This window comes from Azospirillum halopraeferens DSM 3675, assembly GCF_000429625.1.
In the GTDB taxonomy this organism is placed as follows: Bacteria; Pseudomonadota; Alphaproteobacteria; order Azospirillales; family Azospirillaceae; genus Azospirillum; species Azospirillum halopraeferens.
Genome location: NZ_KE386927.1, coordinates 163,687 through 189,654, shown reverse-complemented (window position 1 = coordinate 189,654; position 25,968 = coordinate 163,687). Strand labels below are relative to the sequence as shown.

Here is a 25,968-nt window from a genome sequence, read left to right as displayed (position 1 = left end):
CTTGGCAATCGCCGACCGGGCGTGTCCGGTTCGCGATTCCCCTTGGCAATCGCCGACCGTCCGGCCCGCCTTGGCGATCGCCGACCGGACCGGCTGTGCAACAGTCTTGGCAATCGCCGACCGTTGCGCAGCCGGTCCGGTTACCGTGCGGCGATCATCCGTTCCGGAATCGGGGGCGGGGAGGGGCGCAGCAGCACGCCGGCGTCGGACACCTCGACCCGCGCCGCCTCGTAGACGGCCAGCGCCAGATCCAGCGCCTCGCGGAACTCCGGCTTGAAGTGCTTCAGGGCCTTGTAGCCGCCGCCGAACTGGTTGAACAGGGCGGCCCAGGTCACCGGCGTCGGCTCGCGCAGCACATGCAGCCGGTAGGCCAGCCAGACATAGACGTCGATGGCCATGGAGCAACCGCCGATGTGGCGGATCGCCGGCTCCCAGATCGGCACGGGGGAGCGCTTCAGCGCGGCGAAGAACGTCTCGGACAACTGCACCGTCTCGCGCCACAGGGTGCCCTGGCCGTCGTCGTCGCGCAGCCGGATGCCGCCCGACACGATGCTCTCCTTGGCGAAGCCCTCCGCGCCGTTCTTGTCCCAGAAGAAGGTCAGGCGGCAGAGGTTGATGCGCGTCGCCTGCTCCTGCACCGCCTTGTAGGTGGAGCCGCCGGCCGATACCCCCATGCGGTCCAGCCAGTCGTTCATGGAGCGGCCCAGTTCGATCTCCCGGCTGTTGTCCTGGATGGCGCGGGTCTGGAGATAGAGCAGGATCAGGCGCGCCTTGGCGCCGTAGGGCACCCCCACATGGGCCAGCGTGCCGTCGCGCCGCCGCTCCTTTCCCGGTTCCACCAGCAGCGTCACGCGCCCCTGGTCGCGCCGCCACTCCGCCTCGGGCGGCAGCCGCCGGTGGGGCAGGCTGGTCAGGCAAAACCCGGAATAGGTGATGCCCAGGGCGTTCGACTCCTCCTCCAGCACCGAGGCCGCGACGTCGACGACGCTGGCCCGGCGCGGGTCCACGAGGTTGCGCGCCTCCTGCCGGCCGTGCGCGATGATGAGCTGGTGTACGTCACCCATGGGTCCCCTCCGTTGCCGGCATCCCATCACGCAGGGGCCGCGGGAGTCCATTTGGCGATCGCCGACCGGGCTATTTGTGAGTCTATTTGCCAGGAGTCTATTTGTATGGTCGGCGATTGCCAGGGGACACCCCGAGTCGCGGTCGGCGATCGCCAAGCCGGCGGTCGGCGATTGCCGGAGCCGGCGGTGGAAAACCCGGCGACTCGGGAGGTGGTCGGCGATTGCCAAGGGCACAGGATGGTCGGCGATCGCCAAACCCCGCAGCCGGGCGGCGACTCGGCACGGATCAGAAGATCAGGGCCAGGAGGCCGATGACCACCAGAAGCCCGATCAGAAAGATGACGCCCACGGCGCCGCCGAGAAACTTCAGGAAACCCATGATGGTTCTCCTCGCTGCAACAACGGCCCCGGCACGCGGGCGACGGCGTCCGTCCGGCGCCGCGGACCGGCACCGGACGGACACCGCCGCCCGTGGAACGGGGATGGCTTACGGGTTCGGCTGCACGGTGCCGGGGCTGCCGGTGTCGTCGTCCATGGTGCCGGTCGTGCCGCCGGTGGTGGTGCCGGTGGTGCCGGTGGCACCCGCCGGGGCATCGTTGATGCCGGTGCCCGTCGCGCCCGTGCCGCCCGCCGTCGTGCCGTCGGTCCGCAGCGCGGCCATGGTGTCACGGTCGACCCGGCCGGTGGCGTCCATGCCGTTGGTTTCCTGGAAACGGCGCACGGCGTCGCGGGTGTTGGGACCCCAGATGCCGTCCACCTGCAGGTCGTAGCCGCGCTCGTTCAGCGCCTGCTGGACCTGACGGATCTCGGACGAGCTGAGCCCGCCGCTGCCGCCGCCCGCCGTGGCGCCGGAGCCCGTCGCGCCGGACGCGGCGGCCGTGCGGCCGTCCTCGCTTCCCGTCCACTCGCCGACCTTCTCGTCGATCGGCGCATCCAGGGTCGAGCTGGCGGCGGCGCCGCCCAGGCCGCCGACCACGGCGCCCACCGGCCCGGCCACCACCGCACCGGCCGCCGCACCGCCGACCCCGCCGGTGGCGGCGCGCTGTTCGGTCGAGCTGCCGCAGGCGGCGAGCGCCAGCACCAGGCCGGAAGCGGCCATCATCATCGGAAGTTTACGCATGGTCTTCCCCTTCGCTGTCGCCCCGAACCGGCGCTGCCGTCGTCATACGGCAGAGGTTGGGGTTCGCGAAGTCAACACCGGCACTTCCGCCCCGTTCCCGTCCTTCGCCGAATGCGCCGTTGCCCCGCACCAAGTCCGTTTCGGGGCCGATGCCTGAGCGCTCCCGGCCCGCACCTTCCTCCCGTCCCGCCGCGGCGAGTACCCGGCGGTCCGGCGGGGCCCGTTACTTCGGTCGATGCCGGCGAGTGCGGTGCCGCGGCAGGACCCCACTTGAATTGCGGCCATTCCGGCGCACATCCAAAGAGCAGACATCCTCATTGTGCATCGACCGCGCCATGAGCAACCCCTACGACATTCTGGGCGTGCCGAAGACCGCCACGGCGGACGAGATCCGCAAGGCCTACCGCACGCTGGCCAAGACCCATCACCCCGATCTCAACCCCGGAAACGCCGACGCCGAACGGCGCTTCAAGGAGGTGACGGCCGCCTACGACCTGCTGTCGGATGCCGACAAGCGGGCCCGCTTCGATCGCGGGGAGATCGACGCCGCGGGGCAGGAGCAGCCGCAGCGCCGCTACTACCGCGATTTCGCCGAGGGACCGGGCGGCGCCCGCTACCGCGGCAGCGAGGGCTTCGCCGCCGACGACCTGGAGCACATCTTCGCCGACCTGTTCGGCGAGCGCGGTTTCGCCGGGGCCGGCGTGCGCCTGAAGGGCGGCAATCTCAGCCTGACGCTGCCGCTGGATTTCCTCGACGCCGTGCGCGGCGGCAAGCGGCGGGTGACCATGCCCGACGGCCGCACCCTCGACGTCGACCTGCCCGCCGGGCTGGAGGATGGCGGCACCGTGCGCCTGAAGGGGCTGGGGCTGCCCGGAACCGGCGGCGGCCCGCCGGGCGACGCCCTGATCACCGTCAGGGTGCGCCCGCACCCCTGGTTGCGCCGCGACGGTGACGACATCCGTCTCGACCTGCCGGTCACCCTGGCCGAGGCGGTGCTGGGGGCGCGGGTGCGCGTGCCGACCGTCGACGGTCCGGTCATGCTGACCGTGCCCAAGGGGGCCAACAACGGCACCGTCCTGCGCCTCAAGGGCAAGGGCGTTGCGGACCCGCACCGCGGCACCCGCGGCGACCAGTACGTTACCCTGCGCATCACCCTCCCGGACCGGCCCGATGCGGAGCTGGAGCGCTTCGTACGGTCCTGGTCCCCCGACGGCTACGAGCCGCGGCGCGCCATGGAGGAGCCGGCATGACCGTCATCGGCTTCGACGCGGCGCTGGCGACGTGCCGGCGCGTGTCATCCGACGAACTGACGCTGTGGATCGAGCGCCGCTGGGTGCGGCCGCAGCACGCCGGTACGGGCTGGGGCTTCAGCGCCGCCGACGTCGCCCGCATCGAGCTGATCTGCGACCTGCGCCACGACCTGGCCATCGACGACGAGACGGTGCCGGTGGTGCTGTCGCTGCTCGACACGGTGCACGGGCTGCGCCACCGCCTGGCCCTGCTGGCCGAGGCGGTAGCCCGCCTGCCGCCGGAGAGCCGCGCGGCCCTGGCCGGGGAGTTGCGGCGGCTGGAGCGGGAGCGGGACGGTTGACCCGTCGGCGTCGCTACACCTCGATCAGCGCGTAGGCGCGGCCGCCCTCCTTCTCGATGGTGCGGGCGACGTTGTAGACGGGGGTGCCGCGCGGCGTGGCACCGGCGTAGCGGCCGTGGTGGGCGTGGCCGTGGACGACGGCGCGGACCTGGCCGTGGAAGCGGTCGATGGTTTCGGCCAGGCGGGAGGAGCCGAGGAAGGGGTAGATCTCCGGCGGTTCCCCCTGCACGGTCCCGGCGATGGGGGCGTAGTGCAGCACGACGAAGGAGCGTTCCGCCTCCACCTGGCGCAGGGCGCTTTCCAGGTGCATCGCCTCCTGCACCGCCTCGCTGACGAACTGCTTGATGGCCGGCTCGCCGAACGCATCCAGCATCATGCGCTCGAACCCGCCGCCGAAGCCCTTCACGCCGACGAAGCCGACGCCTTTGATCTCGCAGGGGTTCTCGTCCAGGAAATGGACGCCGGCGCGGACCAGCACCTCCTTCATGGCGGCGACCTCGCCGCACTCCAGGTCGTGGTTGCCGAGCACCGCCAGCACCGGCACCGACAGGCCCCGCAGGTCCTCCGCCAGGACCGCCGCTTCCGCCGGCTTGCCGTGGTTGGTGAGGTCGCCGGCCAGCACCAGCACGTCGGCGCGTTCCGCCATCTCGGCGAACAGGTCGCGGTAGGGATGCACCGCCGTCTCGGCCACGTGGATGTCGCCGATCGCGGCGACGCGCACGATGTCGGCGGTGGTGCGCTCCTCAGTCATTCTTCGTCCCTTCCCCGGCCATGTCGGCGAATCCCCATTGGGTGACGTCGATCAGGTAATCCTCGCGCGAGAACAGACGGCCGCGGCAGATGCGGGTCTGCGGCACCGGCAGGCGGGTGCGTTCGGACAGGCGCGTCAGCAGCTCGTCCATCAGCCATTGCGGCACCAGGTCGCGCTCCGACGGGTAGATGAACCGGAAGTTCAGAAGATGGATCAGAAGCACTTCCCAATACTGCTCCATGTAGGACAGCAGCCGCTTCCAGTCGATACGGTCGTGCTGGCGCAGGATCAGGTGGGCGACGTCGGCGCCGTCGTACTTGTGGCGGATCTGCACGAAGGCCTTGGAGTAGATCAGCTCGGTCGGCGGCGTCACCTGCACCTCGCGGCCGAAGAGGGTGACGGTGTGGGATTCCTTGAACCAGCGTTCGGTCACCGGGTTGACGGAGACCGCGGAGTTGAAGATCACGTCGAAGAACAGCTCACCCTGCAACACCTTGCCCAGCCAGCGCTCGTCCTCGATCGCCGTGCCGTAGCCTCGGTCCTGGAAATAGGACAGGATGCGCGGGAAGTCCCCCGCCTTGCAGAAGACGTCGATGTCCTTGGTGGGCCGGCTGATCCCGGTGTAGGCGCACACCGCATAGGTCCCGCCCAACAGGAAGGGGATGCCGGACTCGGTGAGCAGCCGCAGGCTTTCGGCATAGAAGGCCTCGGCCTCGGGGGATGCGGTGGCGGCGATCTGCCGGATCGTTTCGGTCATGATCATCGGTCGTTGTGGGGGCCCGCGGGCCGTCACGGGTGGCTGCCCGCCCCCGGATAACAGCCGCGGGGACGGAATGGCGCTACCGCCGGCGTGTTACGCCACCCGGTCCAGCAGATCGTGAAGCTCCTCCAGCACGGCGGCGATGCGGCGAAGGGTGTCGCCGTCGCGGCAATGGGGCAGGAGGGCCAGGGCCTGCTCCACCTCCGGCAGGGCGCGCACGAGCGAGGCGGCGCCGTCCGCCGGCACCTCGTTCCAGCCCGGCTTGGCCCTGGCCCGGCGGATCTGCGCCAGCGCCTCCAGGATCCGCCGCTCACCCTCCGCGACGCGCTCCCCGGCAGCGGACCCGGCCGCCGGCTCCTCATCGGGTGGCGTCAGCAGGACGAGGGCGGTGGCGACGCGGTGGCGGGCCAGCCACAGGTCCTGGCGCGCGGTGGTGGCGGGCGGGCCGCCGGACCCGGACTCCCGCGCCGCGGCGCCGAACGACACCACCAGGATCAGGGCGGCCAGACCGGCAAGCGCCACGGGGTTGAGCATTGCGGGGTGAAGACCGGCTTCCATGGCTCCTCCGGACGGAACCGCTGCGTCGGCACAACGTCGGCTTGGCGGAACATGTTCCGCGGGAACCGCCGCGCCCATGGGGGCGTTGGAGTCGGTGGATGATCAGACCGAGGACCGGACGATGACGCGCTTCACGGGATTTGCCCTTCCGCTCATGGCCCTGGCCGTTTCGGCGGTGGCGGCGTCCGCCGCTTCGGCGCAGACCTGCCGCGACATGGTCGAGCAGTTCGCCGCCGCCCACGACCTGTCGGCCGAACCGCCGCCGCAGGCCCCGCCGTCGGTGGGCTCCGGCCTGCCGCCGGCCCTGTCGGGCAGCACGGGCGAGGGCGACGGGACGATCACCAGCGAGGAGCTGGCCGAATCGGGCGGCGTCATCCAGCCTCCCGACGTGGGCGCCCCGGCGGTGATCCAGCCGCCGCCCCCCGCCGCCAACGGCATGCCCACCGCACCGGCGATCCGCCCCGATCCCGGCGTCGCCGGGTCACCGCCGTCCAGCGACGACTTCGGGCAGGCCGCACACCGCGCCCAGCTCGACTCCCTGATCACCGGCGCGCTCGCCGCGGCCGACGAGGGCGACGAGGCGCGCTGCCTGGACAGCCTGGCGCAGGCCCACGAGGTGGCGGAAAGCGCCGTCGGGACCGGCGAATCGCCGCGCATGGACGCGCAATGATCGACCGCGGCATGATGAGGGCGGCGGCACTGGCCGGACCGCAACCGATTCCGCCGGTTCCGCAGCCCGGCGGCCCGCCGCCGGCGCCACCGGACGTTCCCGGCGATCCCGCCCGCCCGCCCCTGGGCGAGCCGCCGGCTCCCATACCCGTGCCGCCGGCGGAGCCGCCGCCGGTGCCGGACCGGCTGGCGGCGGGCGCCGCCTGAACGGCAGGGCGGGCTCCGCCTGAACGGATAGGTGCGGGTTTTTCGGCGGTGCCGTCCGACACGCGCGACCCGGGTTCCCTTCGGGTGTGATAGAACGGACGGCACCGCCGTCCTCCGTCACGCCCGAGCCCGGTCCGCCCATGCGCCAGAACCCTCCCCGCCACATCTACCGCCAGCAGTCCGTCATCGCCACCGGGGCCGAGGGCACGGTGAAATGGTTCGACCCCGTCCGCGGCTTCGGCTTCGTCAAGATGAGCGACGGCTCCTCCGACGCCCTCCTGCCGGGGGCGGTGGTGCAGGCGGCCGGCCATGCGACGCTGCCCGAGGGCGCCACCGTCACCGTCGACTTGGTCGAAGGCCGCAAGGGGGCGCAGGTCAGCGCGCTGCACGGGGTTGATCGGTCCACGGCCGCGCCGCCGCCGGCCCCCCGCGCGCCCCGTCCCGGCCGGCCGGAGCGGGCACCCTACGGCGCCGACCGGTCCCCGCGCCGGAACGACCGCCCCGCCGCGGCACCCGTCGGCGCCGCGCGACCGCGCCCGGCACCCCGCGACGTCCCCGCCGGCCCCACCACCGAGGTGGACGGAACGGTGAAGTGGTACAACACCGCCAAGGGCTTCGGCTTCGTCGGCCCCGACGACGGCGGCCGCGACGTCTTCGTGCACGTCAGCGCCCTGGAGCGGGCCGGCCTGCGCACGCTGGCCGAGAACCAGCGCGTCCGCCTCACCGTCCGCCAGGGCCAGAAGGGGCCGGAGGCGGTGTCGGTGGCCGTTCTCTGATGCCGCTGTCCGCCGGTGCCCTCCGTCCGGAGCCATGATGTTCAAGCGCTACAAGATTCATTTCGGCCGCACCGCCGTCCGCCCCGGCCGGCCGGAGCGGGACGCCCTGGTGGCCCTGCTCAAGCGCTTCGTGTCGGAGAACGGGATGGTGGGCGACCTGCACGCGGTCCATCCCTCCGGCGCCTTCGGCATCGTCGAGGTGCGCTGCACCGAACGCCTGGCACGCCGCCTGTCGGACATGCCGGAGGTGGAGACGATCCTGGAAGCCTGATCCCCGTGCCGGGGGGCGTCGGTCGAGACTACCCGTCAGCAGCGGCAGTTCCTATGTCTATCCCCACGCCCCGACCGCGGGACGTGGCAAGCCTTACGGGCGCACCGATCCCCCGCGGGATACAAACACAGCGATCGGGAGGATGGACGTGAGCAAATTCGAGGACCGGGCGTTCCGGGTCGGCAAGCGGCGCAGCGGCCTGGCGGAGATGAAGGGCCAACTGGTCCGGCTGCGCCAGGATCTGGAACAGATCGCCGCCCGCAACCCCGCGGGCGCAGTGGTCGCCCCCCTGCGCCAGCGCATCCGCGCCCTGGAGGCCGAGATCGCCGAAGCCGAGGCGGAGCGTGCCCGGTCCCGTCCGCCGTCCCGCGACGAGGCCGACGCGGGCGACGAGGGCGGCCCGCGCGGCGGTGTGCGCTCCACCGCCGGCCGGTTCCCGCCCCGCGGCCGGCCGGGGTAAGCCGGGCCTTCCGCGTTGGCGTTCGGAACCGGCGCCTGCCCGCGGCGTTGGGGTGCGTCGGCGGGTCCGGAGCGACGGGCGGCGGAACGCGGACGGAGGGACACGGCATGACCGGCAACTCGGATGATCCGCCGGCGGGCGGGCCGCCCGGCGGCTCCGCCCGGCGGGCGCTTCTGCTGGTCAACCGTCACGCGCGCAACGGCACCGCCGATCTGGACGCCGTGCGCGCCGCGCTCGCCGCCGCCGGCGTGGCCGTGGAGGAGCGGGACACCGCGCGCAAACAGCCCATTCCCGATCTGATCCGCCGGCACGGCCCCGGCTATGATTGTGTCATCGTCGGCGGCGGTGACGGCACGCTGAACGCCGTTGCGCCGGCCCTGCGGGAGACGGGATTGACGCTCGGCGTGCTGCCGCTCGGCACCGCCAACGACCTGGCACGCTCGCTGGGCATTCCCGCCGACCCGCTGGCGGCGGCGCGCATCATCGCCCACGGGCACGTCCACACCGTCGACCTGGGCGAGGTGAACGGCCACCTGTTCTGGAACGTCGCCAGCCTGGGCATGAGCGTGGATCTGGCGCGCACCCTGTCGACCCACCTGAAGAAGCGCTGGGGACGTCTGGGCTACGCCCTGGCCGGGCTGCGCATCCTGCGCCGCATGCGCCCCTTCTCGGCCGAGATCGTTACCCCCGAGGGCACCCGGCGCGTGCGTACGGTGCAGATCGCCGTCGGCAACGGCCGCCATTACGGCGGCGGCCTGACGGTGGAGGAGAACGCCAGCCTCGACGACGGGTTGCTGCACGTCTACAGCCTGGAAATTGCCCATTGGTGGGAACTGCTGCGGCTGCTGCCGGCCTTCCGCAACGGCCGTCATGGCACCCACCGCGGTGTGCGCGCCTTTGCCTGCGACGCGGTGGAGATCCGCACCCGTCGCCCGCAACGCGTCAACACCGACGGCGAGGTGTCGACCACCACCCCTGCCCGCTTCCGTGTGCTGCGCGGCGCGGTGCGTGTGTACACCCCGGCGGCGGGACCACCCGGCGGCCCCGAGGGGTAATCGCCGGCGGTCGGCGGTATGGTTAGGAAGCGTTAACCATCTTGTGCGCCTATGGGCTCCGGTTCACGGATCTGCAACAGGAGCCCGAGAGCATGACCGCTCCGCTCGTTCCCGCGTCCACCGACGCCGCCGCCGCCCGCCTGACCGCGCTGCGCAGCGGCCCCGGCCGCCGCCCGTCGCTGGCGCTGCCCATCGTGCGCGAGCTGGCCGCCCGCGCCATCGCCGGCCGCGTCGCCGCGGTTCTGCGCACGCCTGACGGCGGGCCGGCCGACCCGGATACGGTCACCGGCCGGCTGGTCGCCGTCACCCGCCATCACCGCGACCCCCAGGCCATCGCCGAGGCGCTGGCGCGTCACCACGACCATCCGGTGGATGATGCGCTGATGGAGGTTCTGGACGATTTCGCGCTGGAGATGCTGCGCGCCCACGACCGGCTGGTCGCCGCCTGGGTGACCGCCCACGCGGTGCGGCCGGCCCTGGCCGTGGGGGACGCGGTGCGGATCACCACCAACGACCGTGCCTGGCACCGTGTGACGGTGGACGGGGAGATCGTCGGCATCGACGCCGTGCACGCCCGCTACCTGGTCACGTCCGAGGCGCTGGGCCACGGCGCCGGCCCCGCCGCACCGCACGCCCGCGCCATTCCCTTCGAGGACGTCCTCGCGGCCGACGCTGCTCCGCTGTCCGTCGCGGCGTGATGCGCGGCTGCCCCCGATGATAGCGACGATGCCCGCCCGATCGGATGGAGATCGGGCGGGCATCGCACGAGGCGCCGCAGCGACGGCCGGTCGGTCGGTGCGGCGCGCTTTTCGGGGCGGAAGTCCCGGTCGGCACCCGATCGACGTGATCCGGTGCCGGCCCTGATCAGAAGTTCGCCGACAGGGTCAGGAACACCCGGCGCTCTTCCGGATAGCCCGAGGTCAGCCGCTGCTGGTCCTGGGTGATGTTCATGCCGGTGAGTGCCAGATTGATGTTTTCCGTCACCTGATAGCCGATCTTGCCGGCCAGCGTGAACGAGGCCGGGACATCCCTCAGGCTGGCGGTCATGCCGTTGGACCGCAGCATCTCCGTCTCCGACACGTACTGGCCGAAGAGGTTAAAGTCCCAGGGGCCGCGGATGTAGGTCAGCTCGGCATTGATCTTGTGGCGGGGCGTCGCGTTCTCGAACTCCAGCGCCGAGGCCGCATAGCCTTCGAAATCGTCGTTCACCGCCTCGAAGGCGTAGCCGACCTTCCAGCGCCAGTTGTCACCGACCGTACCGCGCAGCGAGGTATCGATGCCGACCGCTTTGGAATCGCCGACGTTGTCGTAGATGGCGGTGGTGGGGCTGATGTAGCGCGACACCGACTTCATCGCGGTGTTGGTCTGGTAATAGAGCGCCGTGCGCAGGCCGCCGCCGATCGAGGCGATGGCGCGGTCATAGCCGATCTCGTAGTTGGTGACGACGGTCGGATCGAGGTTCGGGTTGCCGTAGAAGCCGAAGGCGCCGAACGCCATCATCTGCCCGTATTCGAACAGGCTGGGGACCTGGATGCCGCGCGAGAAGCTGAGCCGGACGGTGTCGAGGTCCGTCACCTTGTAGACCAGGCCGCTGTTGACGCTCCATTCCGTCAGCTTGCGGTCATAGTCGGCGTTGGTGAAGGGCGACGCGGTGCCGACGAACGGGCCCGAACGTTCCAGGCGCAGGTGATCGACTCGCAGCGCGTTGACCAGGTTGAGCGACTCGTTGATCGACCAGTCCCACATGCCGCCGCCGGAATAGACGTCGTAGGCGACCTTCGCCGAGGTTCCGGAGATGCGCTCGAACTCGTTGCGGCGGTATTCGGCCGAGATCCGGAAGCTGTGGTCGGTCCCGATCTTGAACAGGTCCTGAATCTTGGCGACCCGCACGGTGTTGTCGAACCGGATGTCGAAGTTGGTGTCGATGTCCGCGACGTTCTGGTAGGCCATCGCCTCGATCAGGCCGATCCCGGTGTTCGCCGACAGCGACACCTTGCCGGACCACAGGTGATAGTCGCCGTCGAAGTAGGAATAGGAGTTCACGAACTCCGACAGCTTCGACTCGACGTTGGAGCCTTCGATGCCCACCTGCACGCCGGGGGCGAGCTGGAACAGGCCGGAGGCGTTGATGGCGCGACGAGACGGCTGGCGCGAGCGGGCCGCCGCATCGCCGGGCGCCACGGCGGTGTCGAACTCATCGGCGTTGTAGCCACCGGCGGAGATGCGCAGACCCCCCGCCTCGCCGAGCTTCACGGTCGCCACGCCGGACAACTCCCGGTGCTTCTGGGTGCCGACGCGCGTGGTGACGTTGTTCACGGAATCGTACAACGGGTTGTACGTGACGATGTTGACCACGCCGCCGACGGCGTTAAAGCCGAACAGGGCGGTGTTCGGCCCCTTCACCACCTCGATCTGGCGGATTTCGGCGAGCTGGATCGGCAGGGCGTTCCAGTTCGTCATCCCGAAATGGTCGAGGTAGATCTGCCGCCCGTCCACGAGCACCAGCAGGCGGGGGCTGAACGGCGCCCTGTAGCCGCGCACGGAGACGTCGGCCTGGGCGTAGCCGAAGCGCGCGACGTCGAGCCCGACCACCCGCTGGAGGATGTCGGGGATGGAGTGGGCGCCGCTTTGCCGGATCTCTTCGGCCGTGATGATCTCCATGGTCACCGGCGCGTCGCTGGCGCGCTGCGGCTTGCCGGTGGCGCTGGTGGTGACGGGCTCACCGAAGAGCTGTTCGAGCGAGCCGTAGTCCATGGTCTGGGCCGCGGCGGGAACAGCGAGCGCCAGGCTGGCGGCCGCGCCGAACGCGGCGGCGCGCAGGGTCGGTTTCATCGGGAATCTCCGGATGCCAAGGATGCGATGTTTTCTGTTTTGAGGGCGTCGTAACGGGCGCCGGGAGCGGGAGATCGTCAGGCGCGCACGCGCGCCAGGAAGGCGTCGACCTCCGATTCCAGAGAGGAGGAGTGCCGCGTCAGGGTGTCCGCGGCGCCCAGCACCTCGTCGGCGCTGGTGCCGACCGTGCGGGCGGCGTCACGGACGTCGGCGATGTTGTGGGACACCGCCCCGGTGCCGATGGCCGCCTGCTGGATGTTGCGGCTGATCTCGCGCGTCGCGGAGGCCTGCTGTTCCACCGCCGCGGCGATGCCGCCGGCAATGCCATCCATGCGCTCGATGGTCTCCCCGATGCGGCGGATCGCCTCCACCGAATCCCGGGTGCGGGACTGGATGGCGGTGATCTGGGCGCTGATCTCGTCGGTGGCGCGGCCGGTCTGGTTGGCCAGGCTCTTGACCTCGCTGGCTACCACCGCGAAACCCTTGCCGTACTCGCCGGCGCGCGCCGCCTCGATGGTGGCGTTCAGGGCAAGCAGGTTGGTCTGCCCGGCGATGCCATGGATCAGCGCCACGATCGTGCCGATGCGCTCCGCCGTATCGGCCAGTTCGGTGATCACGCCGTCGGTCTGACGGGCGCGCTCCACCGCGTCGCGGGCGATGGACGCCGCACTCTCGACCTGGCGGGCGATCTCGTTGATGGACGCCGACATCTCCTCCACCGCCGTCGCCACCGTGGCGACGTTGGCGTTCACCTCCTCGCCGGCGCTGGCGACGTCGCTGGATTGACGGTAGGCGCTGTCGGCGCTCTCGCGCATGCTGGTGGCGCTCGCCTTCAGACCGCCCGATGCCTCCGCCACCGCATGGACGACGCGGCGCACGCTGGCCTCGAAGCTGTCGGCGAGGCTCGCCATGGAGCGCCGCTTCTCCTCCTCGCTGTCGTGCCGGATACGGTCCTGGTCGGCCTGCATCTCCCGGACCTTCAGGATGTTGGCGCGGAAGACGGCCAGGGAGTCGACGATGGCGCCCAGCTCGTCGCGCCGCCGCAGCGGCTCCAGCTCCACGTCGGTGTCGGAATCGGCCAGACGCAGCGTGGCGTCGGCGATGCGCCGGATGGAACGGGCGGTGCTGCGCCCGGTCAGCCACGCCGCCAGGGCCACGATCAGGGTCGCCGCGACCACCACGCTCAGGAAGACCGTCTCGGTCTGCCGGGCGTCGACGGCCGCAGCGGCCGCGAGATGGCGAGAATCGACGGCCGCCTCGGCCACCACCCCGCCGATCAACCCGGACAGCTCAGCGAAATTGGCCTCGAACGGGGTCATGAACGACACGACGCTGGCGAAGTCGAGTTCCAGCATCGACGCGACGAAGGCCGTCGCGTCCTTGTACTTGTTCAGTTCCTCGACGACCCTGAGGATCTTTGCCGCCTGTTCGGGCGTGGCGAAGCCATCGCGATAAGCGTTGAGATCGGTGATGATGACATCGAGTTTGGTTTGCAGGGTGCCGATCGCCGCCGTCACGTCGATCCCGTCATGGGCCGCCTGACGGGTCATGACTCGCAGCAGCTCGCCGTTCGCCGCCTGCACGCGCACCGCCACATCGGACAGCCGTATGGCGCCTTCCAGGTTGCGTTCGACGATGGTCTGCGTGCTGGCCACCTGGCTGCTGAGACCGACCGCACCGGACCACGCCAGCACGCACATCAACGCCACGGCCACGCCCGGCGCGATCAGGAACTTCAGCGCGAAGCCGAGGTTGGAGAGTTTCAGTCGATTCAAAGCCATGTTCCGCTCCGATTGCGGCGCCGGAACGGACGCGCGCCCGGCGGCGGCGTCCGGCGCCGGGCGCCCGTCAGAGTTCCGAGATCATCATGCGGAAGGCCGGCGCGAAGGAGACGGACGACGCCTCCGCGGCTGCCTTGTTCACCAGGATCTCCACCTTGGGCTCGCTCTTGACGCCCATGACGCACCGCGCGCTCTGCACGCAGCTCGTGTCGGCCGAGACGCTGAGCAGCTTCTTCGCCTTGGTCGCCGCGAAGATGCGCTCGTGGTGGGCCGACAGGCCGCCGGTCAGGAAGGCGACGTTGGCGCCGTCGAGCCCGCCGTCGAGCTGGGCGACGGGGACCAGCACCGGCACCAGCGTGGCGGTGCCGACGGCCAGACCGGACCCCAGGATGGTTTTGAGCTGGTCGGCGTCGGCCTGCGACGCCGGGACGCCGGGGTCGAAGACGACGGCGACCGTTACGGTGCCGGTCAGCGGCGGGACCGTGAAGCCGAAAGTCTTGGCGGCGACCTGGACGTCCTTGGCGCCGACGTCGGCCAGTGCCGGAAGGCCGGTCCCCAGGGTGACGGCGGCGGCAATGGCGCCGGCAATGATCGAACGAATCATCGTACTCGCGATCCTCTTTGGTTGGCCGAAGCGATGCCGCGCCGCAGGGCGGCGCGGCAGCGGCATCAGAAGCTGGCGGACAGCGTCAGGAACACGCGGCGCTCCTCGGCCGCGAACGGCGACAGCCGGGCGGTGTCCTGCGTGATGTTCTGCCCCGTCAGGGCGACGCGGACGGTCTCGGTCACGTCATAGCCGACGCTGCCGGACAGCAGGAAATAGTTGGGCACGTCGACCACCCGCGTGCCGGTGTCCGTCCCGCGCAGCCCCTTGGCCGCCGTCGCATAGAGGCCGAACAGGTTGGCCGACCACTGGCCGTACCGGTAGTTGAGTTCGGCCGACAGCTTGTGCTGCGGCGTGGCATCCTCGAAGCGGAAGCTGGTGACCCCCGCCGTGAGATCGTCGTCGATGGCCTGGAAGGCGTAGCCGAGCTTCCAGCCCAGATCCTCGCCGATCCGCCCCTTCAGCGACGTCTCCAGGCCGATGGCGCTGGAATCGCCCATATTGTCGAAGACGGCTACCGGACGACGGTTCAGCAGGAACGTCCGGGTGCGGAACAGCATGTCCTCGTTGGTCTGGTAGAAGACCGAGGCCCGGAAGCCGCCGCCGATGGCGTCGATGGTGCGGTCGTAACCGATTTCGTAGTTGGTCACGATGGTGGGGTCGAGCGAGGGGCTGCCGTAGACGCTCGCCACACCGGCGGACTGCATCAGGCCGAAATCGATCATGCTCGGCACCTGGACGCCGCGCCCGATCATGAAGCGCACCGTATCGACGTCCGTCGCCTTGAAGACGATGCCGCTGTTGAAGCTGGGCTCCGTCAGCTTCCGGTCGTAGCTGTCGTTGGTGTAGGGGGTGTTGCCGGTGAAGGTGCCGGTGCGGCCGAGGCGCAGATGATCCAGCCGCAGGGCGTTGACCAGGGACAGCCGGTCGGTGATCGACCAGTCCCACATGCCGCCCACGGAGTAGACATCGTAGTGCAGGTCGGCGCCGCGGTCCGGCGTGCTGTTCATCTCGTTGCGCCGGAACTCGGCCGTCAGCCGGACGCTGTGGTTGGTGCCGATCTTGAACAGGTCCTGCAGCCGGGCGACCGTCACCGTGTTGTTGATGTCGTAGTTCGGCGCCAGATCGATGTTGGCGCCGTTGCGGTAGAGCGACGCTTCGACGAGGCCGATCGGAGTGTTGCCGGTGTAGGCCACCTTGGCGGACCAGGTGTCGTATTCGGTGCGGCTGTAGCGGTTCTGACCGGCCACAGGCTCGAAGCGCTCCAGATTGGACTTGGTCAGTTCCAGTGCCATCTGGTGGCCGGGCGCGATCTCGCTCAGACCGTTCACCGCGACCGACCGGCGCCGCGGGTTCAGGCGCAGGCTTTCTTCGCTGCGGTTGACGGCGGTGTCGAACTCGTGGGCGTTGAAGCCGCCGGCCGATACCCGCAGGCCCGTCTTCTCACCCAGCTTCATCGACGCGACGCCGGACAATTCGCGGAAGTTCTGCGTCCCGTAGCGGGCGGTGACGTTGTTCACGGAGTCGTACAAAGGATTGTACGTGACGATGTTGACGACGCCGCCCACGGCGTTGAAGCCGAACAGCGCGGTGTTGGGGCCCTTGACCACCTCGATCTGACGGATCTCCGCCAGCTCGACGGGAATCGCGCTCCACGCCGTCATCCCGTAATGGTCGAGATAGACCTGTCGCCCGTTGACCAGGACCAGCAGGCGCGGGCTGTAGGGCTGGTTGTAGCCGCGCACGCTGACGTCCGCCGCATCCATGCCCGAACGCATGACGTCCAATCCCACCACGCGCTGCAGGATGTCGGGTAGCGTGGCGAGCCCCGACTGGCGGATCTCTCCGGCGGAGATGATCTCCATGGCCGCCGGCACCTCGCTGGCGCGCTGCGGCTTGCCCGTCGCGCTGGTGGTGACCGGCTCCCCGAAGAGTTGCTCAAGAGATCCGTAGTCGATGGTCTGGGCACCGGCCGGCGCCGCCAAAGGAAGGGTGGCGACGCCGCACAGGAGGACGGCGAAGAACTTCTTGATCATGGCTGCCTCGGCATCCGCCCGGATCGATAAGGGGATGCCCGTGCTGCGGGTATCCTGATCCGGTCGGAAATTGGGAAAGGACACGGTGGGTACCAATGACACGCTGTTCAGGAGAGGTACATGGCTGGGCTGGCTGAATGCCGCATATACCGCGTGAACCGCATATGACTGTATGTCTAATGCCGTGTGGGGAGAATGTCAATAAGTTGTGATAGAGAAATCGTAGTTAAGGTCTGTTCATTTTTGTCAATAAACATAAACCGGTTCGGGTATAACAGCGTGAATGTTTGTTTGTATTCTTACATCAACAACAAACAATACAAGAGAAAGATCGGAAATTACACGGTGCACATGCGATCGTATGGCAGCGGCGGGGTGGCGCCGGGGGTGCGCAGCCGTGGCAGATCGGCCCCGGTGCCCCGTCGCGCGCTTGTGCACCGTGGCGCGGCGGCGGCATGATGGCGCCCGCACCGCCGTGAGAAGGACGCACCGCCATGACCACCCCGCCGCCGGCCCCCGCCTCCGCCGACTGGCGCGCCCGCGCCAGGGGGCTGCGCATCCGCAGCCGCGCCTTCATCGACGGGCGGTTCGTCGACGCCGTATCCGGGCGCACCTTCGCGGCCATGAGCCCGATCGACGGGCGCACGCTGGCCGAGGTGGCGGAGTGCGCGGAGGAGGACGTGGATGCGGCGGTGCACGCCGCCCGCGCCGCCTTCGCGGACGGGCGCTGGCGCGCCCTGGCGCCGGCCCGGCGCAAGGCGCTGATGCTGGCCTTCGCCGAACGGATCGAAGCGCACGCAGAGGAGCTGGCACTGCTGGAAACTCTGGACATGGGCAAGCCCATCGCCGACAGCCTGGCGGTGGACGTGCCGGCGACGGTGCGCTGCTATCGCTGGTACGCGGAGGCCATAGATAAGGTGTACGGCGAGATCGCCCCCACCGCGCCCGACTCGCTGGCCCTGGTGACGCGCGAACCGCTGGGGGTGGTGGGCGCGGTGGTGCCCTGGAATTTCCCCATGATCATGGCCGCCTGGAAGGTCGCTCCGGCCCTGGCCGCCGGCAACTCCGTGGTGCTGAAGCCGGCGGAGCAGTCGCCCCTGACCGCGCTCCGCCTGGCCGAGCTGGCGGCCGAGGCCGGCATCCCCGACGGCGTCTTCAACGTGGTGCCCGGCTTCGGCCCCGTCGCCGGCAAGGCGCTGGGCCTGCACCCCGACGTGGACGGGGTGTTCTTCACCGGCTCCACCGAAACCGGCAAGCTGTTCCTGCAGTACTCCGGCCAGTCCAACATGAAGCGGGTGGGGCTGGAGTGCGGCGGCAAGACGCCGCACATCGTGCTGGACGGCTGCGGCGATCCGGAGGCGGCGGCCGACGCGGCGGCCTCCGGCATCTTCTTCAACCAGGGCCAGATGTGCACCGCCGGGTCCCGCCTGATCCTGCACCGGGCGGTCAGGGACCGGGTGATGGAGCGCCTGCTGGGGCACGCCGCCGCCTATCAGCCGGGCGACCCGCTGGACCCGGCCACCCGCATGGGGGCGATGGTGGACGAGACGCACACCATGCGCGTGCTCGGCTACATCCACGTCGGCCGGGAGGAGGGAGCGGCGCTGCTGACCGGCGGCGAGCGGGTGCGCCGCGAGACCGGCGGCTGCTACGTCCAGCCCACCGTGTTCGACGGCGTCGACAACACCATGCGCATCGCGCGCGAGGAGATCTTCGGCCCCGTCCTGGCGGTGATCACCGTCGACAGCGCCGAGGAGGCGGTGGCGGTGGCCAACGACAGCCCGTTCGGTCTGGCGGCGGCGGTGTGGAGCGACGACGTCAACACCGTCCACCGCGTGGCGCGGTCGCTGCGTGCCGGAGTCGTGTACGTGAACTGCTTCGACGCCGACGACATCACCACCCCGTTCGGCGGCTTCAAGCAGTCCGGCATCGGCCGCGACAAGTCGCTGCACGCGCTGGACAAGTACACCGAGCTGAAAACCACCTGGATGCGCCTGCGCTAGACACGCCCCTCCATGACCTTCGATTCGGTAATGCTCGCCAACCTGGGCGGGCTGGGTGCCGCGCTGTGCTGGGCGGTCAGCGGCCTGATCGCCATCGGGCCGGTGCGCGCCATCGGCTCCGTCGCCTTCAACCGCGTGCGGCTGTCCATCGTCTTCGTCCTGCTGGCGGCGGCGGTGACGGTGCTGGGCGGCTGGGAGACGCTGACCGCCCGCGACGCCGCGCTGCTGGCCCTGTCGGGCGTGGTCGGCATCGTCATGGGCGACGTCGCGCTGTTCTGGTCGCTCAGCCGCCTGGGGCCGCGGCGCAACGCCGTGGTCTACGCCACCAACGCGCCGATGACGGCGCTGCTGGGCTGGGCGGCGCTGGGCGAGGGGTTCGCGGTGACGACGCTGGCGGGCATCGCCCTGGTGACCGCCGGGGTCATGCTGGCCGTGTTCTACCGCGCCCGCGAACCGGCCACCCACCGGTGGGAGGCGGTGCAGGGCGGCATCGGCATCGGCGTGGCGGTGTGCCTGGTGGCGGCGCTGTGCCAGGCCGCCGGGTCGGTGATCGCCAAGCCGGCCATGGCGGACGGCACCGACCCCGTGGCGGCGGCGGCGGTGCGCGTCGGCACGGCGGCGGCCCTGCTGCTGGCGTACGGGCTGCGGCCGTCGCAGCGCGCGGGCATCGCCGCGGCGCTGAAGCCGGCGGTGCTGGGGCCGGTGGTCGTCAACGGCATCATCGGCATCGGGCTGGGCATGACGCTGCTGATGATCGGGCTGGCGCACGGGCGGGCCGGCGTGGTCGCCACCCTGTCGGCCACCAGCCCGGTGCTGATCCTGCCACTGCTGTGGATCGTCACCCGCCGCCCCGCCGCCGCCGGCGCCTGGATCGGCGCCGGGCTGGCGGTGGCCGGCGTGATGCTGATCGTCAACCGCTGAAGCCCGTCGCGTGTCCCCGTGATGCGCAGGGTGGACAGCAAAAGAGCCCGCCGGTGAGGGCGGGCTCCTGCCGATCAACCACCAGCGGAACAACCAAAAACCGTGCTTGCCGGCCCCCGGTGGGGCCGGTCCGGTCAGGCGGCGTGCGCGGTGCCGGGTCCCGTTACCGCGGGGACATGACCATGACCATTTGGCGGCCTTCGAGCTTCGGCATCTGCTCGACCTTTGCCAGTTCGTCCAGTTGGTCGCGCACGCGCATCAGCACGTTCATGCCCAGGTCCTGGTGCGCCATCTCGCGTCCGCGGAAGCGCATGGTCACCTTGACCTTGTCGCCCTCTTCAAGGAAACGCCGGGCGGCGCGCATCTTCACGTCATAGTCGTTGTCATCGATGTTGGGACGGAGCTTGATCTCCTTCACCTCGATGATCTTCTGACGCTTGCGCGCTTCGGCAGCCTTCTTCTGGGCTTCGAACTTGAACTTGCCGTAATCGAGGATCTTGCACACCGGAGGCTCGGCCTGCGGCGCCACCTCGACCAGGTCGAGATTGGCGTCTTCGGCGGCCATAAGTGCGTCGCGCAGCGAAACAACGCCCACCATCTCGCCATCAGCGCCGACGAGACGGACGGAACGCGCCGTGATCTCACGATTCACCCGCGGCCCTTCGCGGGTCGGAGCGGCTTCGGTCGGTATCCTGGCTATGGACTCTTCTCCCTTAGCTGGTTGCAGCCCGCGCAGGCCGCCGCCCCATGCGGTGGCCCGTTCGCAGGCTGGTTCTCAGAACGGCAAATCGGGCGCGGCATCGCCGGCGGGCGAACGCGCGCTGAGTGACAGTTTATCGAGTGCGGCGTCCAGGGCAAGCACTTCCTGATCCTTCCCGCCGAGGTACCTCAAGGCGACCGTGCGCTCCTCCGCCTCGCGCTTGCCCACCACCATCAGGACCGGGACCTTTTGCAAGCTGTGCTCGCGGACCTTCAGGTTGATCTTCTCGTTGCGGGTGTCGAGCACGGCGCGGATGCCGCGGGCCTTCAGGGCCGCCAGCACCTCGGCGGCGTAGCCGTCGGCCTCGTTGGTGATGGTCGCCACCACCGCCTGGGTCGGGGCCAGCCACAGCGGGAAGCGGCCGGCGTAATGCTCGATCAGGATGCCGATGAACCGCTCGAACGAGCCGAGGACGGCGCGGTGCAGCATCACCGGCCGGTGGCGCTGCCCGTCCTCGCCGATGTAGGAGGCGTCGAGGCGCTCCGGCAGCACGAAGTCGAGCTGCAGGGTGCCGCACTGCCACTGCCGGCCGATGGCGTCGACCAGGGTGAACTCCAGCTTCGGGCCGTAGAAGGCGCCCTCCCCGGGGTTCAGCTCGTAGGCCAGGCCGGCGGCGTCGCAGGCGGCCTTCAGGCCGGCCTCCGCCTTGTCCCAGGTGGCGTCGGACCCGGCACGCTTGGCCGGCCGGTCGGAGAACTTCACCAGCACGTTCCCGAACCCGAAGTCCTTGTAGATCGCCAGCAGCAGGTTGCAGAAGGCGATGCTCTCGGACGTGATCTGGTCCTCGGTGCAGAAGATGTGCGCGTCGTCCTGGGTGAAGGCGCGCACGCGCATGATCCCGTGCAGCGCGCCCGACGGCTCGTTGCGGTGGCAGGCGCCGAACTCCGCCATGCGCATGGGCAGGTCGCGGTAGCTCTTCAGCCCCTGGCGGAAAATCTGGACATGGCCGGGGCAGTTCATGGGCTTGACGGCGAGGGTCTTGTCCTCGTCGGCCTGCACCGTGAACATGTTCTCGCGGAACTTCTCCCAGTGGCCCGACTGCTCCCACAGGGTGCGGTCGATGAGCTGGGGGGTCTTCACCTCGATGTAGCCGGCGCGCTCCAGCCGGGTGCGCATGTAGGTCTCCAGGGAGCGCCAGAGCTGCCAGCCCTTGGCGTGCCAGAAGACGGAGCCGGCGGCCTCCTCCTGCAGATGGAACAGGTCCATCTCGCGGCCCAGGCGGCGGTGGTCGCGCTTCTCCGCCTCCTCGAGCTGGGTGAGGTAGGCCTTCAGCTCCTTCTCGTCGCGCCAGGCGGTGCCGTAGATGCGCTGGAGCATGGCGTTGCGGTGGTCGCCGCGCCAGTAGGCACCGGCCACCTTCATCAGCTTGAAGGCGGTGCCGACCTTCGCCGTGGACGGCGCGTGCGGGCCGCGGCAGAGGTCCAGCCACGCGCCCTGGCGGTAGACGGAGATGGTCTCGCTCTCCGGCAGGTCGGCGATGATCTCCGCCTTGTACTTCTCGCCGATGTCCCTGAAGTAGCGGATCGCCTGATCGCGGTCCCACTCCTCGCGGACGATGGGGACGTCGCCGGCGACGATCTCGCGCATCTTCGCCTCGATCCGCTCCAGATCGTCGGGCGTGAACGGTTCGTCGCGGGCGAAGTCGTAATAGAAGCCGTTGGCGATGGACGGGCCGATGGTCACCTGGGTGCCGGGGTAGAGGGCCTGCACCGCCTCCGCCAGCACGTGGGCGGCATCGTGGCGGATCACCTCCAGCGCGTCGGGGTGGCTGCGGGTGACGATCTCGATGCGGGCGTTGCCGGTGATCGGCGCGGTGAGGTCGCGGATGGTGCCGTCGACCTTGACGGCAAGCGCATCTTTGGCGAGGCGCGGCCCGATCGAGGCGGCGACGTCCGCCCCCGTGACCGGACGGTCGAATTCGCGCACGCTGCCGTCGGGCAGCGTGATGGCAATGTTGGACGACACCGGTACCACCGTAATCACGTTGCAACGCGTCCCGGCCATGGGCGCCGGGACGCGGAACTCTAAAGGCGTTGCGCGGGGTGTCAAGCGCAGCGCCATGGTTTCGCCCGTGCCGGCACGGTCGGAAAGGCGGTATGTAGGCGCTTGCGCCGCCGGATGCCAGCCCGCGGGGGTGCGGCACCCGGTCGCCGGGGCGCCTTACCGCCGCGCCGTGTCCAGCAGTTCGGCGTAGACCGCCAGGGTGTCGGCGCACATGCGCTGGCGGGTGTAGCGTTCGGCGACGAAGGCGCGGGCGCGCTCGCCGATGGCCTCGCGCTGCTCATCGGTGAGGGCCAGGATCTCGCCCAGCGCCCCGGCCAGGGCGCCGGCGTCGTCGGGCGGCACCACCCGGGCGGTTTCGCCGGGCAGCACGGTTTCCCGGTAGGCGCCGATGGCCGTGACGATGACCGGCTTGCCCATGGCCTGCGCCTCGACGATGACGCGGCCGAAGGCTTCCGGCTCGCGCGAGGCGGAGACCACGACGGTGGCCAGCCGGTAGGCGGCGGCCATGTCGCTGCAATGGTCGGTGATGTGCACCTGCCCGTCGAGCCCGAGGCGCCTGGCCTGCTCCTCCAGCTCGCGGCGGTAGCCGATGCGGCCCTGGTCGGCCCCCACCAGCAGGCAATGGACGTCGCGCCGGCCCAGCGCCGCCAGGGCGTCCAGCAGCACCGTCTGCCCCTTCCAGCGGGTGAGCCGGCCGGGCAGCAGGACCACCGGCCGGTCCTCGGGCAGGCGCCAGCGGGTGGCAAGCTGGACCATGCGGGCGGTGGCCACCCGCTCCGGCGCGAAGACGGCGGGGTCGATGCCGCGGTGGATGACGCGGATGACCGCGGGATCGACGGCGTAGGACGCCAGGATGTGGTCGCGCACGAACTCCGATATGGCAATGATCCGCTCGCCCCGCGCCATGACGGAATTGTACCAGCGCTTCAGCCCGTTGGAGAAGTTGTAGGGGGCGTGGAAGGTGGTCATGAAGCGCGCGCCGGTGCGCCGGCAGGCCAGCCAGGCGCTCCACGCCGGGGCGCGCGACCGGGCGTGCACGATGTCGACGCCGAAGTCGGCGATGATGCGCTCCAGCCGGCGGGCGTTGCGGCGGATCACCAGCGGGTTCTTCGACGCCAGCGGCAGCACCAGGTGGGCGATGCCGGCGCGGTCCAGCTCGTGCGCCATGGGGCCGCCCTGTGACGCCACCAGGGGCGTCGCCCCGGCCTCCGCCAGGGCCAGGGCCACATCGATGCAGCCGCGCTCGGCGCCGCCGGTGACCAGGGTGGGCAGGACCTGGAGCACCACCGGCGGGCGCCGGCCGGGGCCGCCGAACACGGGGTCCGGGTTGCGCCCCTGCGGGCCGGTGCTAAGGTGGCTGTCCGATTCCATGGGCGCGCTCCGCGTCTCCTGACCCTCCGGGACCTCCGACCATGACCCGATCCGCCACGGCCGTTCCGGAAGACGGCGCGCACCATAGCCTGAGGCGCGGCGCCGCCACCATAGCCTATCGTCACACCCCCGGCCGCCCCGGCGACGGCCGGCCGGGGGTGATGTTCCTCGGTGGTTTCATGTCCGATATGACCGGCACCAAGGCCCGCGCCCTGGAGGCTCGGGCGGTGGCGGAGGGGATCGCCTTCACCCGCTTCGACTACGGCGGCCACGGCGCCTCGAGCGGCCGTTTCGAGGATGGAACGATCGGCGCATGGCTGGACGACGCGCTGGCCGTGCTGGACGCGGTGCCGCGCGGGCCGCAGGTGCTGGTCGGTTCTTCCATGGGCGGCTGGATGATGCTGCTGGTGGCGCGGCAGCGGCCGGAGCGGGTGGCCGGCCTGGTGGGCATCGCTTCGGCGCCCGACTTCACCGAGGACCTGATCTGGGCGCGCCTGGACGAGGCCACCCGCGCCACCATCCTGCGCGAGGGCCGCTGGCACCGGCCCTCCGCCTATTTCGACACACCGAAGCCGGTGACCCGCACCCTGATCGAGGAGGGGCGCAACCACCTGCTGCTGCGCGCGCCCGTGCCCTTTGCCGGCCCGGTGCGCCTGCTGCACGGCATGCGCGACGAGGACGTGCCGTGGCAGACCAGCGTGCGCCTGGCCGAGGCCCTCACCACGGCCGACGTGCGCCTGACCCTGGTGAAGGACGGCGACCACCGCCTGTCCCGCGACTCCGACCTGGACCTCATCGCCCGCGCGGTCGGCGAACTGGTGCGATAGGGAGGAGTTATTGAAACGGTTGGAACAATCGATTGGACCGTTGACGTGACGGGTGGCTAGATTCGCTGCATCGCCAAACCGGACAGGGTGGGAGATCCGGCCATGACCAAGACCTTCAGCTTCGCCTGCGTGCACTTTACCGTCGCCTTCACGGTCGCCTATGCGCTGACCGGCAGCGTCGCCATCGGCGGCCTGGTGGCGCTGGTCGAGCCGATGGTCAACACGGTGGCCTATCACCTGCATGAGAAGGCCTGGGCCAATTGGACCGCCCGCCGCGCCGGCCCGGGCCGTTCCGCCGCCCCCGCGCCGGCCGGCGGGATGCACGCGGCGGCCGCGTGATGTGATGCGCAAACGGCTGACAAAACCCCTTGCGCGGGTCGAACCGGATCGTTATGGTCCGGGCTCCGCGGAGGGGTGGCCGAGTGGTCGAAGGCGCTCGCCTGGAAAGTGAGTATACCCCAAAAGGGTATCGAGGGTTCGAATCCCTCTCCCTCCGCCATACATCTTCCGGCCAGGATTCCGGCCGCTTTCAGCCGGCGTCGGGAACGGCGTCCAGGCCCAATGTGGATCGGGTTTGTGTATCGGCGCAAGCCCGTTTGCGGAGCGGTGTTTTTCGCCGGCCGGTTGCGGCGCGAATCGGCTCTGTGCCCTGGAGTCCTCTGCCACTTTCGAGTTGATTGACCCCGCGTGGTCGCGCAGCGACTTCAAAAAATGCGGGTCACTGGTCATATCGGCTTGCATCTGATGGCGAGATGACGGTGTGGTGACGTCAATGTCTCTCAGCTAGTACGCCCTTGTCAGTTTGGCGCGAATGGGTCGATCAGATGCGAATCCTTTACCTGAATTCCGAAGGCCACCTTATTGCCGACGATCTCCACCCCGTCCGTGCCTTCTGTAGTTTCGAGGCCACGCTTAATCCTGCTCCTGTTCGATTGTGAACCGCAGGCTTCCGACGGTCCGGTCGCTGGGAGGCTCGGGGAGATAGTGCTCCTCCTTGGGAATGCTCAAGGACCTTAGCTCCTCGATGAGATCATCCAACGTGGGAGCGCGCCCCTCCCGTGAACCGCACCGGGATTCCCGGAGCGGTTCAATGGAAGCTATCAGCCGCCTTCGGCGTGACAAGCTTCAAACCCGGGCTGCGGTAATACTGGCTATCGCTTCCGGGCTTTCCGTGCCGCATAGCGGGCATCGCGGGAGGCTTTGCGTTCAGCTTCCAAGGCAACCTCACGGGCAGTTTGCTCGGCAGCCTCCAGGGCCTCGGAGGCCTCTCGACTTGCCCGCTCAGCTTCTGCGGCAGCTTGTTGGGCCGCAAGCGCGGCCTTGCGTTCCGCGGCGCGGGCGTCGCGGGCGATGCGGATGGCCTGCCGGGCCGCTTCCCGTTCAGCAAACGCCGGATCGTTCACGCCGGGCTGGGCACGGATTTTTTCCACCATGGCTTTCTTCGCGTTGGCGGACGCGCGCAGCCGGTCGGCAAAATCCGTGTTCTTAAAACTGTTCATCTCGATCCGTTTCGTAGAAATGACGGCGCTCACGCCGGTCCGGGGCTG

At 70.0% G+C, this 25,968-nt stretch carries 27 protein-coding genes and 1 tRNA gene; 14 read left to right on the top strand and 14 right to left on the bottom strand.

Annotated features, from left to right (window positions below; all coding sequences use genetic code 11):
- Nucleotides 1-140: 140 nt before the first annotated feature.
- The 3 genes from G472_RS0125500 to G472_RS39580 all read right to left on the bottom strand — a co-directional run bounded on the left by G472_RS0125500 (nucleotide 141) and on the right by G472_RS39580 (nucleotide 2,184).
- Nucleotides 141-1,064 carry a replication protein RepA gene (locus G472_RS0125500; RefSeq protein ID WP_029010639.1) on the bottom strand — a complete coding sequence of 308 codons (924 nt, stop codon included), beginning with the start codon at nucleotides 1,062-1,064 and terminating at the stop codon, nucleotides 141-143.
- Nucleotides 1,065-1,350: 286 nt separating this feature from the next.
- Nucleotides 1,351-1,443: a small membrane protein YohP gene (locus G472_RS40885; RefSeq protein ID WP_156927256.1), complete on the bottom strand. Its 93-nt coding sequence runs from the start codon at nucleotides 1,441-1,443 to the stop codon at nucleotides 1,351-1,353.
- Nucleotides 1,444-1,551: 108 nt separating this feature from the next.
- On the bottom strand, nucleotides 1,552-2,184 hold the full coding sequence (locus tag G472_RS39580; RefSeq protein WP_035693721.1) for a peptidoglycan-binding domain-containing protein: 633 nt from the start codon (nucleotides 2,182-2,184) through the stop codon (nucleotides 1,552-1,554).
- Between the two features lie 335 nt (nucleotides 2,185-2,519).
- Between G472_RS39580 and G472_RS0125485 the strand changes: the two genes are divergently transcribed.
- Complete coding sequence (locus tag G472_RS0125485; RefSeq protein ID WP_029010638.1) at nucleotides 2,520-3,434, top strand: DnaJ C-terminal domain-containing protein; 915 nt, start codon at nucleotides 2,520-2,522, stop codon at nucleotides 3,432-3,434.
- Nucleotides 3,431-3,775: a chaperone modulator CbpM gene (locus G472_RS0125480; protein ID WP_035693720.1), complete on the top strand. Its 345-nt coding sequence runs from the start codon at nucleotides 3,431-3,433 to the stop codon at nucleotides 3,773-3,775. The genes G472_RS0125485 and G472_RS0125480 overlap by 4 nt, the downstream gene beginning before the upstream one ends.
- A gap of 13 nt (nucleotides 3,776-3,788) precedes the next feature.
- Here G472_RS0125480 and G472_RS0125475 read toward each other — a convergent pair whose 3' ends face one another.
- The 3 genes from G472_RS0125475 to G472_RS0125465 all read right to left on the bottom strand — a co-directional run bounded on the left by G472_RS0125475 (nucleotide 3,789) and on the right by G472_RS0125465 (nucleotide 5,844).
- Entirely contained in the window at nucleotides 3,789-4,526 is a 738-nt protein-coding gene (locus G472_RS0125475; protein ID WP_029010636.1) for a metallophosphoesterase family protein, read from the bottom strand.
- Nucleotides 4,519-5,283: a nucleotidyltransferase family protein gene (locus tag G472_RS0125470; protein ID WP_029010635.1), complete on the bottom strand. Its 765-nt coding sequence runs from the start codon at nucleotides 5,281-5,283 to the stop codon at nucleotides 4,519-4,521. Before G472_RS0125470 ends, G472_RS0125475 begins: the two co-directional genes overlap by 8 nt.
- A 96-nt stretch (nucleotides 5,284-5,379) precedes the next feature.
- A complete protein-coding gene (locus G472_RS0125465; RefSeq protein WP_156927255.1) occupies nucleotides 5,380-5,844 on the bottom strand; it encodes a hypothetical protein in 465 nt (154 codons plus the stop codon).
- A 76-nt stretch (nucleotides 5,845-5,920) separates the two neighbouring features.
- On the opposite strand from G472_RS0125465, the gene G472_RS0125460 reads away from it, so the two are divergent.
- From G472_RS0125460 to G472_RS0125430, 7 genes are all read left to right on the top strand, one after another.
- Complete coding sequence (locus G472_RS0125460) at nucleotides 5,921-6,514, top strand: hypothetical protein (RefSeq protein WP_051341292.1); 594 nt, start codon at nucleotides 5,921-5,923, stop codon at nucleotides 6,512-6,514.
- The gene (locus G472_RS40705; protein WP_281173369.1) at nucleotides 6,511-6,720 is read left to right on the top strand and encodes a hypothetical protein; all 210 of its coding nucleotides are present in this window, start codon (nucleotides 6,511-6,513) and stop codon (nucleotides 6,718-6,720) included. The genes G472_RS0125460 and G472_RS40705 overlap by 4 nt, the downstream gene beginning before the upstream one ends.
- Nucleotides 6,721-6,860: 140 nt before the next feature.
- Nucleotides 6,861-7,496: a cold-shock protein gene (locus G472_RS40700; RefSeq protein ID WP_029010631.1), complete on the top strand. Its 636-nt coding sequence runs from the start codon at nucleotides 6,861-6,863 to the stop codon at nucleotides 7,494-7,496.
- 37 nt (nucleotides 7,497-7,533) lie between these two features.
- Complete coding sequence (locus G472_RS0125445; protein ID WP_245593579.1) at nucleotides 7,534-7,767, top strand: hypothetical protein; 234 nt, start codon at nucleotides 7,534-7,536, stop codon at nucleotides 7,765-7,767.
- A gap of 148 nt (nucleotides 7,768-7,915) precedes the next feature.
- Nucleotides 7,916-8,227, top strand: a complete 312-nt coding sequence (locus G472_RS0125440) for a Gas vesicle protein V (RefSeq protein ID WP_156927254.1) — start codon at nucleotides 7,916-7,918, stop codon at nucleotides 8,225-8,227.
- A 107-nt stretch (nucleotides 8,228-8,334) separates the two neighbouring features.
- The gene (locus tag G472_RS35625; protein ID WP_051341290.1) at nucleotides 8,335-9,282 is read left to right on the top strand and encodes a lipid kinase; all 948 of its coding nucleotides are present in this window, start codon (nucleotides 8,335-8,337) and stop codon (nucleotides 9,280-9,282) included.
- Nucleotides 9,283-9,374: 92 nt separating this feature from the next.
- Complete coding sequence (locus tag G472_RS0125430) at nucleotides 9,375-9,980, top strand: hypothetical protein (RefSeq protein ID WP_029010628.1); 606 nt, start codon at nucleotides 9,375-9,377, stop codon at nucleotides 9,978-9,980.
- A gap of 166 nt (nucleotides 9,981-10,146) precedes the next feature.
- On the opposite strand, the gene G472_RS0125425 is transcribed toward G472_RS0125430, so the two are convergent.
- The 4 genes from G472_RS0125425 to G472_RS35615 all read right to left on the bottom strand — a co-directional run bounded on the left by G472_RS0125425 (nucleotide 10,147) and on the right by G472_RS35615 (nucleotide 16,535).
- Nucleotides 10,147-12,114: a TonB-dependent receptor plug domain-containing protein gene (locus G472_RS0125425; RefSeq protein ID WP_051341289.1), complete on the bottom strand. Its 1,968-nt coding sequence runs from the start codon at nucleotides 12,112-12,114 to the stop codon at nucleotides 10,147-10,149.
- 77 nt (nucleotides 12,115-12,191) lie between these two features.
- Nucleotides 12,192-13,895 carry a methyl-accepting chemotaxis protein gene (locus G472_RS35620; protein WP_084536904.1) on the bottom strand — a complete coding sequence of 568 codons (1,704 nt, stop codon included), beginning with the start codon at nucleotides 13,893-13,895 and terminating at the stop codon, nucleotides 12,192-12,194.
- A 67-nt stretch (nucleotides 13,896-13,962) separates the two neighbouring features.
- The gene (locus G472_RS0125415; protein WP_035693716.1) at nucleotides 13,963-14,499 is read right to left on the bottom strand and encodes a hypothetical protein; all 537 of its coding nucleotides are present in this window, start codon (nucleotides 14,497-14,499) and stop codon (nucleotides 13,963-13,965) included.
- A gap of 65 nt (nucleotides 14,500-14,564) precedes the next feature.
- Nucleotides 14,565-16,535, bottom strand: a complete 1,971-nt coding sequence (locus G472_RS35615) for a TonB-dependent receptor plug domain-containing protein (protein ID WP_051341284.1) — start codon at nucleotides 16,533-16,535, stop codon at nucleotides 14,565-14,567.
- Between the two features lie 494 nt (nucleotides 16,536-17,029).
- On the opposite strand from G472_RS35615, the gene G472_RS0125405 reads away from it, so the two are divergent.
- Nucleotides 17,030-18,538, top strand: coding sequence for an aldehyde dehydrogenase (locus tag G472_RS0125405; RefSeq protein WP_029010625.1), 1,509 nt, complete (start codon nucleotides 17,030-17,032; stop codon nucleotides 18,536-18,538).
- Between the two features lie 12 nt (nucleotides 18,539-18,550).
- Complete coding sequence (locus G472_RS0125400; protein ID WP_245593578.1) at nucleotides 18,551-19,459, top strand: DMT family transporter; 909 nt, start codon at nucleotides 18,551-18,553, stop codon at nucleotides 19,457-19,459.
- A 163-nt stretch (nucleotides 19,460-19,622) separates the two neighbouring features.
- Here the strand turns inward: G472_RS0125400 and infC are convergent, their stop codons facing one another.
- From infC to G472_RS0125385, 3 genes are all read right to left on the bottom strand, one after another.
- Nucleotides 19,623-20,111 carry a translation initiation factor IF-3 gene (gene infC, locus G472_RS0125395; protein ID WP_425388007.1) on the bottom strand — a complete coding sequence of 163 codons (489 nt, stop codon included), beginning with the start codon at nucleotides 20,109-20,111 and terminating at the stop codon, nucleotides 19,623-19,625.
- Between the two features lie 123 nt (nucleotides 20,112-20,234).
- Complete coding sequence (gene thrS, locus G472_RS0125390) at nucleotides 20,235-22,193, bottom strand: threonine--tRNA ligase (protein WP_245593599.1); 1,959 nt, start codon at nucleotides 22,191-22,193, stop codon at nucleotides 20,235-20,237.
- 186 nt (nucleotides 22,194-22,379) lie between these two features.
- Nucleotides 22,380-23,594: a glycosyltransferase family 4 protein gene (locus G472_RS0125385; RefSeq protein ID WP_029010621.1), complete on the bottom strand. Its 1,215-nt coding sequence runs from the start codon at nucleotides 23,592-23,594 to the stop codon at nucleotides 22,380-22,382.
- Nucleotides 23,595-23,635: 41 nt separating this feature from the next.
- On the opposite strand from G472_RS0125385, the gene G472_RS0125380 reads away from it, so the two are divergent.
- The 3 genes from G472_RS0125380 (at nucleotide 23,636) to G472_RS0125370 (ending at nucleotide 24,920) form a co-directional block, all read left to right on the top strand.
- Nucleotides 23,636-24,421: an alpha/beta hydrolase gene (locus G472_RS0125380; RefSeq protein WP_029010620.1), complete on the top strand. Its 786-nt coding sequence runs from the start codon at nucleotides 23,636-23,638 to the stop codon at nucleotides 24,419-24,421.
- A 102-nt stretch (nucleotides 24,422-24,523) separates the two neighbouring features.
- Nucleotides 24,524-24,760 carry a DUF2061 domain-containing protein gene (locus G472_RS35610; RefSeq protein ID WP_051341280.1) on the top strand — a complete coding sequence of 79 codons (237 nt, stop codon included), beginning with the start codon at nucleotides 24,524-24,526 and terminating at the stop codon, nucleotides 24,758-24,760.
- A 69-nt stretch (nucleotides 24,761-24,829) separates the two neighbouring features.
- Nucleotides 24,830-24,920 (top strand) — tRNA-Ser (locus G472_RS0125370).
- A 652-nt stretch (nucleotides 24,921-25,572) separates the two neighbouring features.
- Here the strand turns inward: G472_RS0125370 and G472_RS38410 are convergent.
- Entirely contained in the window at nucleotides 25,573-25,953 is a 381-nt protein-coding gene (locus tag G472_RS38410) for a DUF6481 family protein (RefSeq protein WP_245593577.1), read from the bottom strand.
- Between the last annotated feature and the right edge of the window lie 15 nt (nucleotides 25,954-25,968).